The following is a 16,319-nucleotide window of genomic DNA, read 5'->3' on the forward strand; positions in this document are numbered from 1 at the left end:
TGAGTTTCTTCTCACTCAGTTGGAATCCAATAAATTTAACTGGAGTCGTAATGAAATTATCCAAAATCGCCCTGATGATGGCAACGCTTGCTGCCTCGTCGGCCGCCTGGTCGCATGGGTATATCGAAGTTCCCGAAAGCCGCGCCTACAAGTGCAAGCTGGGCAGCAACACCGACTGCGGCCGGGCGCAGTGGGAACCGCAGAGCGTTGAGCAGATTTCCGGCTTCCCTGGCGGCGCTACGCCGCTCGACGGCCAGCTGGCCAGCGGCGGGGTTAATGGCTTCGAACCGCTGGATCGCCAGGGCGTCAACGTCTGGGCGTTGAACACCATGAAGCCGGGGCCGCAGACGTTCACCTGGTACCACACCGCCAAGCACAAAACCAATAACTGGCGTTACTACATCACCAAACAAGACTGGGACGTGAACAAGCCGCTGTCGCGCGAGGCTTTCGAAAAAGAGCCGTTCTGCGAGGTTGATGGCCATGCTCAGGCGCCAAAAGATCGCGAAGTGCACCAGTGCGTGGTACCGGAGAGAACCGGCTATCAGGTGATTTACGGCGTGTGGGAAATCAATGACACGGTGAACAGTTTCTATCAGGTGGTTGACGTCAACTTTGAGGACGACGGCGTCGTATCCGAATGGCGCAAGCAGCTGCAGGGATCCCTCACCGGTAAAAACCTGCAGGTTGGCGACAAAGCGATCGCTCGCTTCTTCGACGCAAACGGCGAAGTGCTGGCGATGAAAACCGAGCTGGCGATCGACAGTGAGGCGCTGACCGACAAAAACCGCTGGAGCCACGCACTGGCTACCAAGATCAACGCCGAACAGAAAGCGGTGCGCGCCGGGGTGAAGGACGGCAAAGGCAACGTCAACCCGGTATTCGGCAACAACGCGGTCTTCGCCAAGCAGGGCAGCACGATGAAGAGCGTGGTGATTTCCTATGATGAAAATACACCTGAGATTACCGAAGAGATTCGTATTGGCAATCTGTCCAGCACCAAGATCAAGGATGGTAAAGCCCAGCTGACCTTCAATGCCGAGGTTAAAGGCAAGCTGACGGTTGAAGCGCGCGTTTACGATCACGGTCAGACGGAGAAAGGCTATGTGAAAGAGACGCTGGAAGACGCAAGCCAGCCGCTGACCATCGCGCTGAGCAACGTCAGCGAGGGCCACCACATGCTGAAAGTGATCGCCAGCAACGATAACGGGCAGAGCATTCAGCCTGATATCGAAAACTTCAATCTGGAAGCAGACTCCACCGGCGGTGGCGGCAATGGCGACTACAACTTCGTCTTCCCGAACGAGCTGAGTAAATACACCGCCGGCACCACGGTGCTGCAGCAGAAGGACGGCAAGGTGTATCAGTGCAAACCTTTCCCTTACAGCGGTTACTGCATGCAGTGGAACAGCGGCGCGACTCACTATGAGCCGGGCGTGGGCTCCAACTGGCAGGATGCCTGGGTTCTGAAAAAGTAAGCGTAAATCGGATAGCCAAGCGGCCAGCGATGGCCGCTTTTAAAGGAGTTTTATGTCACACGAACCTGCCCGTTACGATCTTTTCAGTCGGTTACTGCATTGGGGCATTGCCGCGGTCATGATCTACGTAATGATTGTCGGTTATTCGCTGCATTTTATGACGGATGCGCGCATCTTCGCTTTTTTCTCCGTGACCAATATGTCGTTGGCCTTGGTGCTGACACCGCTGATGGCGGCGCGCTTTATCTGGCGCTTTTTCCGGCCGAAGGTGCCCTATGGCGATATGCTGCAAGGGCACGAGAAGGGATTGGTGCATTTGCTGCACGAAATATTCTACCTGCTGATTTTCGTGGTGCTGATCAGCGGATTCCTCATGCTGGAGCACGGCTTTGCCGTTTTCGGTGCGATTGACTTCCCACGCCCGATTGCAAATCTCGACGTTAACCGCTTCTTTTTCGCCGTGCACCGCTATTCGTGTATCGCGCTGTCGGCCATGATCGTGCTGCACGTTGCGGCGGTGATTAAACACCACTGTTTTGCCCGGCAGGCGATTTTGCGCCGCATGCTCTGATTTTACGGGGCGATCACGCCGCCCGGAGGCAGTGCGGCGGCGTGGCCGCGAGGGGTATAGGTTAGGAGGGATTGGCTGCATGGCCGTTACGCTGGTGGCCGTTAAGAAGGGGGCGAGAGTCATCACGCGTTAATCGCGTTATACCCCGAACAGGAACAGAGAAGTGTTGCTATTTATTATTAACGATAAAGATGAACGTAATTAACATTTCATTGTCAATAGGAAAAATACGTATTTAACGTGGACATTGAAGCCGATAAAAGCATCGGCTCAACGCGTTGGGGTCTGATTACCTGACATATTTCCAAACGGAGGTGGGGATTTTGTCATACAGTTTGTTCATGGTGAGCTCCGCCAGACGGTGATCGGCCGCTGAGTAAAACAGCTCCAGTTCATCATCGGAAAGCTCGTACTTATTTTTCTCAATAACACGTTCGAGAGTATCAATCGTGGTGCATTTACGTAAACGCATCAGATAGTCGGTTTTAGTCATGGTGGCCTTTTAGTTTAATAACCGTAAAATAGCTCGGGAATAATTATCCCCTAAGTTTTCATTGTCGTACAGATGTCCTCTCCTGAGAACATTCTGAATAATCTCGCCTTGGTCTTTTGCCAGCGGCGCAGGTCGGAATCATTGATACCGTAGCTGCTGAACAGCGTATAAGTATCGTCGAGATATTCTTCGACTAACTCCGACAGGTCTGATTCGTCCATGTATTTAATTTTATAACTCATCACAAACGAAGCGATATGTTCGATCAACTCATTAAGCTGCAGGTTGACGGAGGATGTCGGATCGTTGACCCACCCGTGGTGGCTGTCTCCCAGGGTAGCGATACCTTCATCATACAAATTTTCGCACAAGAATTTGAGCTGAGCAATGTCGTGTCGCTTAGGCGAATACTCATCCATATCATCCCCTCCGTAAGTCTTAATTGCGGTGTGATAACACTATGTGAGTAAGCTGATTTACATCATGAACGGAGGCAGCTTAACGGTGGTTAAATAAACTTCCCGTAAAATGAATATAAATCATTTTTTCGCGTTTGGCCTGCAGTTATTACGTAAACTTACAATTCATCCGCAGTTGATGGACGTGAGTTATCAATGATGTCGAAGATTAAACCCCGCTCCGTCACTCGAAACCGGACGCTGTCGTTGATGATATCTTCGCTGTTGATATCCAGACAGGCATTAAAAATGCCCCACTTATAGCGATAACTCATTGAATAACCGCCGTCACCTTGTGGCACTATATCAAGTATTTCTAATGAATCCTCGGCATAGCGTGCGCTTTCAGAATAAAAACTGAGTCCGCTGGTCAGCGCCGGCACTAACTCCGCTATATTGTCATTAATCACTTTCTTTAATTTTTTAACAGAAAGTGCGTTCACTTCCAGGCTACAGGCAAGGGTAACAAGCATTAATCTCGGCCAACAGCAATGTTATCTGCTTATCTTACTCCTTTTCCGGCCTCGTCGGTAAATTTTTCGATTTACCGCAGTTCTTTACCCTATGCCAACATTTCTGTCGAACGGGAATATCCCTGAGGTTGATAAGGGGGAACGTGGCGGGGGAGAGCGCGCTGCGCGGGGCTGTTACGTTCCGTTGCATTAATTGGCACGGCAGAGCTTGAGACGTCGCAGTGAGTGTGATGTTATATTATAACCATTAATTCATCGCGTTGATCACGACATTGACTCCCTCTTCACAACATGACGCCGCGTCGTCACTGAATTCGCTGTTTACCACCTCCGCTGCCGTGCGCTGTGCGGGGGCCGTTGCGCTGCTGGCCCTGCTGTGGCTCGGCATTTTCTGGGCGGTGTCGCTGCCATGATCACCTTGCGTCAGTTGGCGATAGGCTATGGGGCCACGCCACTTTTCCCGCCGCTGAGCGGGCAGTTTACTGCCGGATCGTTAACCGCGGTGGTGGGCGTCAACGGGGCGGGTAAGTCGACGCTGCTGAAAACCTTCGCCGGATTGTTGCCGCCGTTGGGGGGCTGCCTGAGTTTTAGCGGCGGAAAGCCACCGCGCAGAGCGTATTTACCGCAGCAGGCGGAACTGGATCGGCAGTTCCCCATCGCGGTGAGCGATCTGGTGGCGATGGGCTGTTGGCCGCAAAGCGGCATGTTCGGCGGCATGAACAAGCGTGCGACGAGCCGGGTCAATGAGGCGCTGGCGAACGTTGGCATGAGTGCGCTGGCGCGCAGCCCGGTGGGCGAGCTGTCCGGTGGCCAGCTGCAGCGAGTGCTGTTTGCGCGCCTGCTGGTCCAACAGGCGCCGCTGATCCTGCTGGATGAGCCTTTTACCGGCATCGACAGCGCCACCACGCAGATTTTGCTGCAGGCGATTGCGCAACTGCACCGGCAGGGGAGAACGGTGATTGCCGTGCTGCACGATATGTCGATGGTTGCCGAGCATTTTCCGCAGGCGCTGTTGCTGACGCCGCAGGCTTGCCACTGGGGCGCGGCTGAGCGGGTGCTGGAACAGGTGCCGAGGTATCATGCCGCCGAACGGCAGCCTGACCTGCGGGCGGTGGCGCCATGATGCTGTGGCATGCGCTTATCGATCCTTTCCTCTCTTTCGGTTTTATGCGCCGCGCGCTCATGGCGTGCCTGGCGTTGTCGCTCAGCGCCGCCCCGCTGGGCGTGTTTCTGCTGCTGCGCCGCATGAGCCTGGTAGGGGATGCCTTGTCACACGCGGTGTTGCCGGGCGCGGCGATCGGCTATCTGATCTCCGGCATGTCGCTGGTGGCGATGGGCGTGGGCGGCTTTATTGCCGGGCTGGCGGTAGCGATGCTGTCCGGCCTGGTGAGCCGCCGCACGCCGCTGAAAGAGGATGCCAGCTTTGCCGGGTTCTATCTGGGGTCGTTGGCGCTGGGGGTCACGCTGGTCTCGCTGCGCGGTTCCAGCGTGGATCTGCTGCACGTGCTGTTCGGTTCGATTCTGGCGGTGGATGCGCAGGCCATGGTGATGGTCGGTGCGATCGCCTCGGTTTCGCTGCTGGCGCTGGCGGCGCTGTATCGTGCGTTAGTGATCGAATCCTTCGACGTGACTTTTCTGCGCGTCAACGCGCCGCGCCGCTTGGCGCTGATCCACGGCCTGTTTCTGGCGCTGGTGGTGGTCAATCTGGTGGCGGGATTCCAGATCCTTGGCACCTTAATGTCGGTGGGGCTGATGATGTTGCCCGCCGCCAGCGCGCGCTTCTGGGCGCGCAATCTGCCGCAGACGCTGGCGACGGCGATGGGCATCGGCGCGCTTTCCAGCGTGATTGGGCTGGTGTGGTCCTATTACGCGTCATTGCCTGCCGGCCCGGCGATCGTGCTCAGCGCCAGCGTCATCTTTTTCGTCTCGATCCTGTTTGGAACGCGCGGAGGCATTTGCGCCTTCGCGCGCCGTTGAGAAGTGCCCTTTGCAAGGAGAAAGTATGAAACGTTTACCTATATCGCTGGCGGTTGCTGCTCTGCTGGCCAGCCCATTGGCGATGGCGAAGACCGTCGACGCCGTCGCCAGCTTTTCCATTCTGGGCGATATCGTCAAACAGGTGGGAGGCGATCACGTCAAGGTTAGCACGCTGGTAGGGCCGGATGGCGATCCGCACAGTTTCGAGCCTTCGCCGCAGGACGGCAAGACGCTGGCTCAGGCTGATGTGGTGTTCGTCAGCGGCCTGGGACTGGAAGGGTGGATCGATCGTCTGGTCAGCGCTTCGGGTTATAAAGGGCAGGTGATCACCGCTTCACAGGGGATCAGCACCCGCCAAATGGAGGAGGACGGCAAACCGATTACCGATCCTCACGCCTGGAACAGCATGAAAAACGGCGTGCAGTACGCCACCAACGTGATGAACGCCCTGATTGCCGCCGATCCCGAAGATGCCAACTATTTTCGTCAGCGCGGAGCCGAATATATTCAGCAACTGCAAAAGCTGGACCTGTGGGCCAAAACCCAGTTCGCGGCAGTACCGCCACAGAAACGCAAGGTGCTGACCAGCCATGATGCGTTTGGCTACTTTGGGCAAGAGTACGGCGTCACCTTCCTTGCCCCGGTCGGGTTTTCCACCGAGGCCGAAGCCAGCGCCAGCGACGTGGCGGGCCTGATCAAGCAGATCAAGCAGGAAAAGGTCAACGCTTACTTTATCGAAAATCAGACCGATCCGCGGTTGGTGAAACAGATCGCCGCCGCCACCGGCGCCAAGGCGGGCGGCGAGCTGTACCCTGAAGCGCTCTCCCGCGCGGGCGGCCCGGCGGCCACCTATGAGCAGGCGTTCAAGCACAATGTCGACGCACTGCTGAGCAGCATGAAGTAATCTCCGCCCCCGCCTGCCGGCGGGGGACGGCTTGCAGGCACTTTCTCGCCATAAAAAAAAAGCCCCGTTGAGCAGCAACGGGGCTTTGCGACAGATGACACTTTGGAGTTAACGCTTTTTCTTACGTCCCTGTACCGCTTTGAATCGCGGATTGCTTTTACAGATCACATAGATGCGGCCACGACGGCGCACGACTTTGCAATCAGGGTGGCGGTTTTTCGCCGAACGCAATGAACTCAATACCTGCATGGGATTTCCTTGTTACTTATTGCCGATAAAGCGGCCAAAGCGCTGCTGGAAACGCGCCGTGCTGCCTTCTTTGGAATAGTCTTTCTGCTTGCCGGTGTAATACGGATGCGAAGCAGAAGAGACGTCAAGGGTGACATACGGCCAGCTTTCGCCGTCCAGCTCGATGGTGCGATCGGTTTTGATGGTCGATCCCACTTTGAAGTAGGCATTGGCGCTGACGTCGTGGAACACCACGGTGCGATAATCGGGATGGATGCCGGGTTTCATAATGGCTCTCTCATGTAATGTTATACTATAACAATAATTATGCGCCGACCTGGCATCGCGATCAAGCGCAAATTGCACACAAGAGTGAATTAATGAGAACGGTTTGCATTAAGCAACTGAAGCAAAAGAAAAAGGCCGCATGCGCGGCCTTTTCGATTATCGGGTGGAGCTTACATCACTGAGCGATCAGTGGTGCTCTACCGGATGGCTGTGTTCCAGGTCCTCGCTCTTCTTGCTGAAGCGGCGGCGAACCACCACGAAGAACACCGGTACGAAGAAGATCGCCAAGACGGTGGCGGTGATCATCCCGCCCATTACGCCGGTACCTACCGCGTTCTGTGCGCCGGAACCTGCACCGCTGCTGATAACCAGCGGCAGAACCCCGAGGATGAAGGCCAGAGACGTCATCAGGATTGGACGCAGACGCATACGCACCGCTTCCAACGTCGCTTCGATCAGGCCTTTGCCTTCTTTCTCCATCAGGTCTTTGGCGAATTCCACGATCAGGATGGCGTTCTTCGCCGACAGGCCTATGGTGGTCAGCAGCCCCACCTGGAAGTACACGTCGTTGTTCATGCCGCGCATCGTCGCGGCCAGCAACGCACCGATAACCCCCAGCGGCAATACCAGCATGACCGAGAACGGCACGGACCAGCTTTCATACAGCGCCGCCAGACACAGGAACACCACCAGAATCGAGATGGCGTACAGCGCCGGCGCCTGGTTGCCCGACAGACGTTCCTGATAGGACATGCCGGTCCAGTCGTAACCGATGCCGCTTGGCAGTTTGGACGCCAGCTGTTCCATCAGGTTCATCGCTTCACCGGTACTCTTGCCCGGTGCGGCCTGGCCCAGAATTTCCATCGACGGCAAGCCGTTATAGCGTTCCAGACGCGGTGAGCCGTATTCCCATTTCGCCGAAGAGAAGGCGGAGAATGGCACCATCTGGCCGCTCGTACCGCGCACGTACCATTTGTTGATGTCTTCCGGCAGCATACGGAACGGCGCCTCGGCCTGTACGTACACTTTCTTCACACGACCGCGGTCGATGAAGTCGTTGACGTACGAACCACCCAGGGCGGTGCTCAGCGTGCTGTTGATGGTGGTGATGCTGACGCCCAGCGCCTTGGCTTTCTCCTGATCGACGATCAGTTTGAACTGCGGCGTATCTTCCAGGCCGTTCGGGCGCACGCCAACCAGCACGTCCGGATGTTGAGCAACCATGCCCAACAGCTGGTTACGTGCTTCGGTCAGTTTCTCGTGCCCCAGGCCGCCCTGGTCAATCAGCTCGAAGTCGAAGCCGGTTGCGGTACCGAGTTCGATAATCGCCGGCAGGTTGAACGGGAACACCAGGCCTTCTTTAATCTGCGAGAACGCGCCCATGGCACGGCCCGCGATCGCTTCGACCTTGTTCCCGGCCCCTGGACGCTCGCCCCAGTCTTTCAGGCTGACGAATGCCAGGCCGTTGTTCTGGCCGTTACCGTTGAAGCCGAAGCCCGCGACGGTAAACACCGAAACCACGTTGTCCTTTTCCTTGTTCAGGAAGTAGTCGGAGACTTCTTCCAGCACTTTGTTGGTGCGGGACTCGGTGGCGCCGGCAGGCAGCTGCACCATGGTCAACAGGATGCCCTGATCTTCGTCCGGCAGGAACGAGGAAGGCAGGCGCAGGAACAGCAGGCCCATGCCAACCACGATCAGCAGGTAGATGATCAGATAACGGCCGGTGCTGCGCAGGATGTTGCCCACGCTGTCGGTATAGTGATGCGTGCTCTTCTCGAACATGCGGTTAAACCAGCCGAAGAAGCCTGTTTTAACCCCGTGATCGCCTTTCGGGATCGGTTTGAGCATGGTGGCGCACAGCGCCGGCGTCAGGATCAAGGCCACCAGCACCGACAGCGCCATCGCGGACACGATGGTGATCGAGAACTGGCGATAGATGGCGCCGGTTGAACCGCCGAAGAACGCCATCGGCACGAATACTGCCGACAGCACCATGGCGATACCCACCAGCGCGCCCTGGATCTGGCCCATCGATTTACGGGTCGCTTCTTTCGGCGGCAGCCCCTCTTCGGACATGACGCGCTCGACGTTTTCCACCACCACGATGGCGTCATCCACCAGCAGGCCGATCGCCAACACCATGCCGAACATCGTCAGGGTGTTTATCGAGAAGCCGAACGCCGCAAGGATCGCAAAGGTCCCCAGCAGTACCACCGGCACCGCGATGGTTGGGATCAGCGTCGCGCGGAAGTTCTGCAGGAACAGATACATCACCAGGAATACCAGGATGATGGCTTCGATCAGCGTTTTCACCACTTCGTTGATGGAGATTTTCACGAACGGGGTGGTGTCGTACGGATAAACCACTTTCATCCCTTGCGGGAAGAATGGCGCCATCTTGGCCAACTCGTCTTTCACACCTTTGGCGGTGTTCAGGGCGTTGGCACCGGTAGCCAGTTTGATACCCAGACCGGCGGCAGGCTTGCCGTTATAGCGAGCGGTAACCGCGTAGCTTTCCGCGCCGCGCTCGATGTGAGCGACGTCGCGCAGGCGCACCTGGGAACCGTCGGTATTCACCTTCAGCAGGATCTTGCCGAACTCTTCCGGTGAAGTCAGACGGGTCTGCGCGATGATCGAGGCGTTCAACTGCTGCCCCGGCACCGGCGGCAGGCCGCCCAGCTGGCCAGCGGCGATCTGGTTGTTCTGCTCGGTGATGGCGGAGGTTACGTCCGTGGTCGTCAGTTGGTAGTTGTTCAGCTTGTTCGGATCCAGCCAGATACGCATCGCGTACTGGGCACCGAACAGCTGCACTTCACCTACGCCGGACGAACGGCTGATCGGGTCCTTGATGTTGGACGCCACATAGTCCGCAATATCGTCCTGAGTCATGTTCGGATCGTCGGAAACGAAGCCGGCCACCATCAGGAAGCTGCTGCTGGATTTTTCTACTTTCAGGCCCTGTTGCTGAACTTCTTGCGGCAGCAACGGGGTGGCCAACGACAGTTTGTTCTGGACCTGAACCTGCGCGATGTCAGGATCGGTGCCGGAATCAAACGTCAGGGTAATGGTGACGCTACCAGAGGAATCACTGGTGGAGGACATGTACATCAGGTTATCGATACCGTTCATGTTCTGTTCGATAATCTGCGTGACGGTATCCTGCACCGTTTTGGCATCTGCGCCCGGGTAGTTGGCGGAAATGCTCACCGCCGGCGGTGCAATAGTGGGATACTGCGCGATAGGCAGTTTCATTATTGCAAGCACCCCCGCCAACATGACGATGATGGCGATTACCCAGGCGAAAATTGGGCGATCTATAAAGAACTTAGCCATGTATTACAGGCTCCTTTTTATGACTTCTGCGCTTCAGACTGCGGCTGTTTTTGCGCCTGAGTGTCAACTTCCTGCACTTTTACCTGCGCGCCCGGATGCACTTTCATCAGGCCGGAGACGATCACGCGATCGCCGGCTTTCAGCCCATCGGTAACCAGCCATTTGTCGCCAATCGCCTGGTCTGCCTTCAGCGTGCGCAGCTCAACTTTGTCGTCTGCCCCGACCACCAACGCCGTCGCGTCGCCGCGCGGGTTGCGGGTAACGCCTTGCTGAGGCACCAGCAGCGCATCGCTGCGTACGCCTTCGTCCAGACGGGCGCGCACGAACATGCCCGGCAGCAGCGTATCGTTCGGGTTAGGGAACAGGGCGCGAATGGTGATGGAGCCGGTGGTCTCATCGACGGTGACGTCGGAGAACTCCAGCGTACCTTCCTGCGCGTATTCAGCGCCGTTTTCCAGCATCAGTTTCACCTTGGCCTTGCCGTTTTCCTGCTTCAGCGCGCCGCTGGCCAGTTCTTGCTTCAGGCGCAGGAAGTCGGTGCTCGACTGGGTGACGTCGACATACATCGGATCCAGCTGCTGCACGGTGGACAGTGCGGTCGCCTGGCCGTTGCTGACCAGCGCGCCTTCGGTCACGGCGGACTTGCCGATGCGGCCGGAGATCGGGGAGGTCACCTTGGTGTATGCCAGGTTGATGCGCGCGGTTTCCACGGCGGCCTTGGCGGCCACCACGGCGGCATCCGCCTGCTGCAGCGTGGAGACGGCGTTGTCGTAGTCCTGCTTACTGATGTAGCTGGTACCCAGCAATGGCTTGTAGCGGTTTACCGTCACGCGCGCGATGGAAGCGCTGGCCTGTGCTTTGGCCAAATCGCCTTTTGCGCTGTCGTAGCTGGCCTGATAGGTGGCGGGATCGATTTGGTACAGGGACGTCCCGGCCTTGATATCGCTGCCTTCAACGAAATTGCGCTTCAGGATGATGCCGCTGACCTGAGGGCGAACTTCGGCGATACGATACGCAGCGGTACGGCCAGGAAGATCGGTAGTGATGTTGAGAGGCTCGGCCTTCAAGGTCACCACGCCCACTTCAGGAGCCTGCTGGTGGGCGCCTTGCTGTTGGGTTTCTTTATCGTTACATCCTGTTAGCACTAAGCTGCCTGAAAGCATCAGAACGGCCGCCAGAGGCGTTAACCCTCTGTTTTTGTTCATAGAAAAACCTCAAGTGTCCGATTTCAAAATGATCAATGGATCACAAGCTTTAAAACCCATTGCTGCGTTAATTATATGTGCGTGCTATGGTACATACATTCGCGAATGTATGTAAATCACACTCCCCCTAAATAACAATGCCATGGCACGAAAAACCAAACAGCAGGCGCAAGAAACCCGACAGCAAATCCTTGATGCTGCGGTGAGAGAGTTCTCTGAACGTGGCGTTGCTGCAACGTCACTGACAGATATTGCCACCGCTGCCGGGGTTACGCGTGGAGCCATCTACTGGCACTTCAAGAATAAGGTAGACCTGTTTAATGAAGTTTGGGAATCTACCGAGCCGAAAATTGACCAGCTCGAAACAGAGTATCAGGCAAAGTTTCCCGATAATCCACTGCGGGTTATCCGAGAAATTCTGATTTACATTCTGACGTCTACGGTTGAAGACGGCCGTAGACGGGCGTTGATGGAAATTATATTCCACAAATGCGAGTTTGTCGGTGAAATGATGCCGCTGCTGGATTCGCGCAAGGTGCTGTACCTCGCCGGCTACGAACGCATTGAAGCGGTGCTGTATAACTGCATTCACCACGAGCAATTGCCCGCCGATTTACATACCCGCCGTGCGGCGATCATCCTGCGCGGTTATATTACCGGCCTGATGGAAAACTGGCTGTTTATGCCGGAAAGTTTCGATCTGCGGGCCGAAGCCGAAGCGCTGGTGGACGCGTTTCTGGAGATGCTGCAGTTTTGCCCCACCTTGCGCCTCAAACCCGACGCGGCGACGCCTGACGCCGACCGCCTTCCTTTATAAGGAGAGATTTCATGTCATCCATCGTTCTCATCGCCAATGGCGCCGCCTATGGCCATGAATCCTTGTTCAATGCGCTGCGGTTGGCCATCGCCATGAAAGAGCAGCAGAGTAGCCTCGACCTGCGGCTGTTTCTGATGTCCGACGCGGTGGTGGCCGGGCTGGCCGGACAGCAGCCGCACGAAGGGTATCACCTGCAGCAGATGCTGGAGATCCTCACCGCGCAGCAGGTGCCGGTCAAGCTCTGCAAGACCTGTGCCGACGCGCGCGGCGTCAGCCGCTTGCCGCTGGCGGACGGCGTGGCGATCGGTACGCTGGTCGAGCTGGCGCAGTGGACGCTGGCGGCGGAGAAAGTGCTGACGTTCTGATTTCGCGACAACGAGACATCACCGGCAACGTTTTTGTTGTTCGTTGCCCGCCGGCGGTCGTGATAATCTTCAGGCTTCTTTACCGATCCGAAGCCAAATCATGCATCGCTGGTTGACTCTGCCTTCTCTGACGCCGCTCACGTTTGTCGGCGCATGCCGGCGGCGCATCGCCGCCGTGACACTCCTTTTCCTGATTTTTGCGTGTTGCTTGCCGGCACAGGCGGCGCTGAACGGCGATCTGCCGCAGCGCAGCGAAGTGCAAAGCCAGCTGGAAACGCTGAACAAGCAAAAAGCCCTGACGCCGGTCGAAAAGCTCTCCCAACAGGATTTAACCCGTACGCTGGAGCTGCTGGACGCCATCGAGCGCAACCGGCAGGACGCCGCACAGCTTAAACAGCAGGTGCAGCAGGCGCCGGCGAAGCTCAATCAGGTCACCGCCGAACTGGATGCGCTGAAGCGGCCGACGGACAACGCGGCCGCGCGCGCCGCGCTGCTGCCGCTGTCGCTGCGCCAGCTGGAAAGCCGGCTGTATCAAACGCTCGACGAGCTGCAAAGCGCGCAGGAGAGCCTCTCCACCTACAACAGCCAACTGGTGTCGCTGCAAACCCAGCCTGAACGGGTGCAGAGCACCATGTATGCCGCTTCGCAGCGCCTGCAGGAGATCCGCAGCCAGCTCAGCGGCCAGACGCCGGGGCAAGATTCGCTGCGCAACAGCCAGCAGGTGATGCTGAACACCGAACAGGCGCTGCTCAACGCGCAGCTGGAGCTGCAGCGCAAGAGCCTGGAAGCCAATACCACGCTACAAGATCTGCTGCAAAAACAGCGCGATTACACCACGGCGCATATCGACGCGCTGGATAGGTCGGTGCAGCTGCTGCAGGAGCTCGTCAACAGCAAGCGCCTGACGCTGTCTGAAAAAACCGCCAAAGAGGCGCAGAACCCGGAAGACGCCACCGATATCCAGCACGATCAGTTGGTCAGCAAGCAGCTGGACGTCAACCGCCAGCTGAGTCAGCAGCTGATCGCCGCCACCGAAGAGAGCAATACCCTGTTCCAGCAGAATATTCGGGTCAAAAACTGGCTCGATCGCGGTCTGCAGGCGGAACGTAACCTGAAAGAGCAGATTCAGGTGCTGAAGGGCAGCCTGGTGCTGTCGCGCATTCTGTATCAGCAGCAGCAGAGCCTGCCGCAGGGCACGCTGCTGGCGGATATAGACACGCGCATCGCCGATCTGCGGCTGGAGCAGTTCGATATCAATCAGCAACGCGACGATCTGTTCAAGGGGGAGGATTACATCAATCAGTTGGTGGCCGAAAGCAAGGAAAAGGCGGGCCCGGAAGTGATCGACGCGCTGAACGAAATTGTCGACATGCGCCGCGAGCTGTTGGATCAGTTGAACAAGCAGCTCAGCAACCAGCTGTCGTTATCGATCAACCTGCAGATCAACCAGCAGCAGCTGACCAGCGTCTACGGTTCGTTGCAGGATACGCTGACCCAGCAGATTTTCTGGGTCAACAGCAACAAGCCGGTCGATCTGGCGTGGCTGAAGGCGATGCCTGAGGCGGTGCGCGATCAGCTCGCCGGGCTCGATATCAAATTCGATGGCGGCAAGCTAGTGCAGGGCGGTTTGAATGCGCTGGTGTTCCTGATCCCGATGCTGGTGGCGATCGGGCTATTGCGCTGGCGCTACCGGCTGATCGACGGCCATCTGCAAAAGCTGGCCAACGATGTGGGGCAGCTTAAACGCGATGGCCAGCTGCATACGCCGAAGGCCATCGCGCTGACCTTGCTGAAGGTGTTGCCCGGCGCCGCGCTGCTGCTCGGCGTCGGTTTCTGGATGTATCGCGCGGACTTCGGCATCAGCGACTTTATCTGGGCGCTGTCGCAGCAGCTGGCGCTGTCATGGCTGGTGTTCGGCTTCAGCTACCGCATGCTGAAACCGGGCGGCATCGCCGAGCGGCATTTCAACTTCGGCGCCAACCTGTGCGCGCATTACCGCCGCCAGACGCTGCGGCTGGGGCTGGCGCTGCAGCCGCTGATCTTCTGGTCGGTCTTGGGCGAAAAAGCGCCGCTGCGCCTGGTGGAAGACGTCATCGGCCAGATCGTGGTGATGTTGACGCTGGCGCTGCTCACGGTGCTGGTGTTCCCGCTGTGCCGCGACAGCTGGCGTGAAAAGGGCTCGCACGCCGTGCGGCTGGTGGTGGTCACCGCGCTCGCCGCCACGCCGCTGATCCTGCTGGGGCTGATGTTCGCCGGCTACTTCTATACCACGCTGCGGCTGGCCAGCCGTTGGATAGACAGCCTGTATCTGTTCTTCCTGTGGAATATCGTGTACCTGACCGCGCTGCGCGGCCTGAGCGTGGCGGCGCGGCGTCTGGCCTACCGGCGCGCGTTGGCGCGGCGGCAAAACGTGGCGAAGGAGGGGGCCGAAGGCGGCGAGCCGGTGGTGGAGGAGCCGCCGTTGGCGCTCGATCAGATCAACCAGCAGTCGCTGCGCCTGACCACCCTGGTGCTGTTTGCTATCTTCGCCAGCGCCTTCTACGCCATTTGGTCGGATCTGGTGACGGTCATCGCTTACCTGGACAGCATCACGCTGTGGCATTACACCAGCACCGTGGCGGGCAGCAGCGTGTCGCAGGCGGTGACGCTGGGCAACATGATGGTGGCGATCGCCGCGGTGATCGTCGCCTACGTGCTCACCCGCAACCTGCCCGGTTTGCTGGAGGTGGTGGTGCTGTCGCGGCTGCAGCTGCGGCAGGGGGCATCCTATGCCATCACCACCGTGCTCACTTACTTGATCACCGCCGTGGGCGCGGTGGTCGCATTGGGATCGCTGGGCGTCTCCTGGGACAAACTGCAATGGCTGGCCGCCGGTCTGACGGTCGGGCTGGGCTTTGGCCTGCAGGAAATCTTCGCCAACTTCGTCTCCGGCCTGATCATTCTGTTCGAACGCCCGATCCGCATCGGCGATACCATCACCATCGGCACCTTCTCCGGTTCGGTCAGCAAGATCCGCATTCGCGCCACCACCATTACCGACTTCGATCGCAAAGAGGTGATCATTCCGAACAAGGCGTTCGTCACCGAGCGGTTGATCAACTGGTCACTGTCCGACACCATCACCCGCGTGCTGATCAAGGTGGGCGTGGCCTACGGTTCCGATCTCGACAAGGTGAAAAAGGTGCTGCTGCAGGCGGCGCACGACAACCCGCGGGTGATGACCGATCCCGAACCGCAGGTGTTCTTCCTCAACTTCGGCGCCAGCACGCTGGATCACGAACTGCGGCTGTATGTGCGCGAACTGCGCGATCGCAGCTACACGGTGGACGAACTGAATCGCTCAATTGACCGCTTGTGTCGGGAAAACGACATCGACATCGCCTTCAATCAGCTGGAGGTCTATCTGCATAACCAGCAGGGCAACGAAGTGCAGGAAGTGAAAAGAACGCTGTCGCCGGATGAAGGCGGCCAGACGGCGGGCTGATAAGCGTTGAAAGACGAAAGGGACAGCGGCGCTGTCCCTACTCACTGTCCGGCAGGCAGATAGGGAGAGGTGACGCCGGCGCGCTGCAGCTTTTCCTGATAGTCCCGTTTGACGATATCCAGCGCCGCCAGCGCGGTGGCCGGATCGATCTCGTTGCATTCCAGCAGGTAAATCAAGTCTACCGCCAGCTGCAGTTCGGGTGACGCGTTTTCCAGAGACATAGCACCTGCGCTTATATTAATTAA

The 16,319-nt window shown here is 57.8% G+C and carries 17 protein-coding genes; 9 read left to right on the plus strand and 8 right to left on the minus strand.

The genetic code is table 11. The annotated features are described in order from the left end of the window. Positions 1-50 precede the first annotated feature (50 nt). Together gbpA and ACUXAC_RS17255 are read left to right on the plus strand one after the other, a co-directional pair. On the plus strand, positions 51-1,478 hold the full coding sequence (gene gbpA / locus ACUXAC_RS17250) for an N-acetylglucosamine-binding protein GbpA (RefSeq protein WP_197833075.1): 1,428 nt from the start codon (positions 51-53) through the stop codon (positions 1,476-1,478). 52 nt (positions 1,479-1,530) lie between these two features. After that, positions 1,531-2,049, plus strand: coding sequence for a cytochrome b (locus ACUXAC_RS17255; protein WP_197833074.1), 519 nt, complete (start codon positions 1,531-1,533; stop codon positions 2,047-2,049). Positions 2,050-2,338: 289 nt separating this feature from the next. On the opposite strand, the gene ACUXAC_RS17260 is transcribed toward ACUXAC_RS17255, so the two are convergent. From ACUXAC_RS17260 to ACUXAC_RS17270, 3 genes are all read right to left on the minus strand, one after another. Then, on the minus strand, positions 2,339-2,542 hold the full coding sequence (locus tag ACUXAC_RS17260) for an HHA domain-containing protein (protein ID WP_004940313.1): 204 nt from the start codon (positions 2,540-2,542) through the stop codon (positions 2,339-2,341). A gap of 50 nt (positions 2,543-2,592) precedes the next feature. Then, positions 2,593-2,961 (minus strand): Hha toxicity modulator TomB, encoded by a 369-nt coding sequence (gene tomB / locus ACUXAC_RS17265; protein WP_004940312.1) that lies wholly within the window; start codon positions 2,959-2,961, stop codon positions 2,593-2,595. 158 nt (positions 2,962-3,119) lie between these two features. Continuing rightward, complete coding sequence (locus ACUXAC_RS17270) at positions 3,120-3,473, minus strand: hypothetical protein (protein WP_342120971.1); 354 nt, start codon at positions 3,471-3,473, stop codon at positions 3,120-3,122. Between the two features lie 272 nt (positions 3,474-3,745). Between ACUXAC_RS17270 and ACUXAC_RS17275 the strand changes: the two genes are divergently transcribed. The 4 genes from ACUXAC_RS17275 to ACUXAC_RS17290 are packed head-to-tail and all read left to right on the plus strand — an operon-like array spanning position 3,746 to position 6,354. Further along, on the plus strand, positions 3,746-3,886 hold the full coding sequence (locus ACUXAC_RS17275) for a hypothetical protein (RefSeq protein ID WP_154292170.1): 141 nt from the start codon (positions 3,746-3,748) through the stop codon (positions 3,884-3,886). Continuing rightward, positions 3,883-4,596, plus strand: a complete 714-nt coding sequence (locus tag ACUXAC_RS17280; protein WP_454266794.1) for a metal ABC transporter ATP-binding protein — start codon at positions 3,883-3,885, stop codon at positions 4,594-4,596. The genes ACUXAC_RS17275 and ACUXAC_RS17280 overlap by 4 nt, the downstream gene beginning before the upstream one ends. Next, complete coding sequence (locus tag ACUXAC_RS17285) at positions 4,593-5,450, plus strand: metal ABC transporter permease (protein ID WP_038874980.1); 858 nt, start codon at positions 4,593-4,595, stop codon at positions 5,448-5,450. The genes ACUXAC_RS17280 and ACUXAC_RS17285 overlap by 4 nt, the downstream gene beginning before the upstream one ends. A 25-nt stretch (positions 5,451-5,475) precedes the next feature. After that, the gene (locus ACUXAC_RS17290) at positions 5,476-6,354 is read left to right on the plus strand and encodes a metal ABC transporter substrate-binding protein (protein WP_197833073.1); all 879 of its coding nucleotides are present in this window, start codon (positions 5,476-5,478) and stop codon (positions 6,352-6,354) included. A 108-nt stretch (positions 6,355-6,462) separates the two neighbouring features. Here ACUXAC_RS17290 and ykgO read toward each other — a convergent pair whose 3' ends face one another. From ykgO to sdeX, 4 genes are all read right to left on the minus strand, one after another. Continuing rightward, complete coding sequence (gene ykgO / locus ACUXAC_RS17295) at positions 6,463-6,603, minus strand: type B 50S ribosomal protein L36 (RefSeq protein ID WP_004940304.1); 141 nt, start codon at positions 6,601-6,603, stop codon at positions 6,463-6,465. A gap of 12 nt (positions 6,604-6,615) precedes the next feature. Beyond that, positions 6,616-6,870, minus strand: a complete 255-nt coding sequence (locus ACUXAC_RS17300; protein WP_004940303.1) for a type B 50S ribosomal protein L31 — start codon at positions 6,868-6,870, stop codon at positions 6,616-6,618. Between the two features lie 186 nt (positions 6,871-7,056). Continuing rightward, a complete protein-coding gene (gene sdeY, locus ACUXAC_RS17305) occupies positions 7,057-10,203 on the minus strand; it encodes a multidrug efflux RND transporter permease subunit SdeY (RefSeq protein WP_060440562.1) in 3,147 nt (1,048 codons plus the stop codon). Positions 10,204-10,220: 17 nt separating this feature from the next. Then, the gene (gene sdeX / locus ACUXAC_RS17310; protein ID WP_049199912.1) at positions 10,221-11,408 is read right to left on the minus strand and encodes a multidrug efflux RND transporter periplasmic adaptor subunit SdeX; all 1,188 of its coding nucleotides are present in this window, start codon (positions 11,406-11,408) and stop codon (positions 10,221-10,223) included. A 142-nt stretch (positions 11,409-11,550) separates the two neighbouring features. Here sdeX and acrR point away from each other — a divergent pair, with 142 nt between their 5' ends. From acrR to mscK, 3 genes are all read left to right on the plus strand, one after another. After that, entirely contained in the window at positions 11,551-12,225 is a 675-nt protein-coding gene (acrR, locus tag ACUXAC_RS17315) for a multidrug efflux transporter transcriptional repressor AcrR (RefSeq protein WP_049235198.1), read from the plus strand. Between the two features lie 11 nt (positions 12,226-12,236). Further along, a complete protein-coding gene (locus ACUXAC_RS17320) occupies positions 12,237-12,590 on the plus strand; it encodes a DsrE/DsrF/TusD sulfur relay family protein (protein ID WP_033647269.1) in 354 nt (117 codons plus the stop codon). 100 nt (positions 12,591-12,690) lie between these two features. Continuing rightward, a complete protein-coding gene (mscK, locus tag ACUXAC_RS17325) occupies positions 12,691-16,074 on the plus strand; it encodes a mechanosensitive channel MscK (protein ID WP_454266795.1) in 3,384 nt (1,127 codons plus the stop codon). A 41-nt stretch (positions 16,075-16,115) separates the two neighbouring features. On the opposite strand, the gene rsmS is transcribed toward mscK, so the two are convergent. Next, entirely contained in the window at positions 16,116-16,295 is a 180-nt protein-coding gene (rsmS, locus tag ACUXAC_RS17330; protein WP_016928837.1) for a pleiotropic regulatory protein RsmS, read from the minus strand. Between the last annotated feature and the right edge of the window lie 24 nt (positions 16,296-16,319).

Source organism: Serratia sp. 121840015-1 (assembly GCF_053627655.1).

What these genes read in the sequence shown, in the direction of transcription:
- gbpA (WP_197833075.1), top strand. Translation starts at nt 51, where the DNA reads ATGAAATTATCCAAAATCGCCCTGATGATGGCAACGCTTGCTGCCTCG.
- ACUXAC_RS17255 (WP_197833074.1), top strand. Translation starts at nt 1,531, where the DNA reads ATGTCACACGAACCTGCCCGTTACGATCTTTTCAGTCGGTTACTGCAT.
- ACUXAC_RS17260 (WP_004940313.1), bottom strand. Translation starts at nt 2,542, where the DNA reads ATGACTAAAACCGACTATCTGATGCGTTTACGTAAATGCACCACGATT.
- tomB (WP_004940312.1), bottom strand. Translation starts at nt 2,961, where the DNA reads ATGGATGAGTATTCGCCTAAGCGACACGACATTGCTCAGCTCAAATTC.
- ACUXAC_RS17270 (WP_342120971.1), bottom strand. Translation starts at nt 3,473, where the DNA reads ATGCTTGTTACCCTTGCCTGTAGCCTGGAAGTGAACGCACTTTCTGTT.
- ACUXAC_RS17280 (WP_454266794.1), top strand. Translation starts at nt 3,883, where the DNA reads ATGATCACCTTGCGTCAGTTGGCGATAGGCTATGGGGCCACGCCACTT.
- ACUXAC_RS17285 (WP_038874980.1), top strand. Translation starts at nt 4,593, where the DNA reads ATGATGCTGTGGCATGCGCTTATCGATCCTTTCCTCTCTTTCGGTTTT.
- ACUXAC_RS17290 (WP_197833073.1), top strand. Translation starts at nt 5,476, where the DNA reads ATGAAACGTTTACCTATATCGCTGGCGGTTGCTGCTCTGCTGGCCAGC.
- ykgO (WP_004940304.1), bottom strand. Translation starts at nt 6,603, where the DNA reads ATGCAGGTATTGAGTTCATTGCGTTCGGCGAAAAACCGCCACCCTGAT.
- ACUXAC_RS17300 (WP_004940303.1), bottom strand. Translation starts at nt 6,870, where the DNA reads ATGAAACCCGGCATCCATCCCGATTATCGCACCGTGGTGTTCCACGAC.
- sdeY (WP_060440562.1), bottom strand. Translation starts at nt 10,203, where the DNA reads ATGGCTAAGTTCTTTATAGATCGCCCAATTTTCGCCTGGGTAATCGCC.
- sdeX (WP_049199912.1), bottom strand. Translation starts at nt 11,408, where the DNA reads ATGAACAAAAACAGAGGGTTAACGCCTCTGGCGGCCGTTCTGATGCTT.
- acrR (WP_049235198.1), top strand. Translation starts at nt 11,551, where the DNA reads ATGGCACGAAAAACCAAACAGCAGGCGCAAGAAACCCGACAGCAAATC.
- ACUXAC_RS17320 (WP_033647269.1), top strand. Translation starts at nt 12,237, where the DNA reads ATGTCATCCATCGTTCTCATCGCCAATGGCGCCGCCTATGGCCATGAA.
- mscK (WP_454266795.1), top strand. Translation starts at nt 12,691, where the DNA reads ATGCATCGCTGGTTGACTCTGCCTTCTCTGACGCCGCTCACGTTTGTC.
- rsmS (WP_016928837.1), bottom strand. Translation starts at nt 16,295, where the DNA reads ATGTCTCTGGAAAACGCGTCACCCGAACTGCAGCTGGCGGTAGACTTG.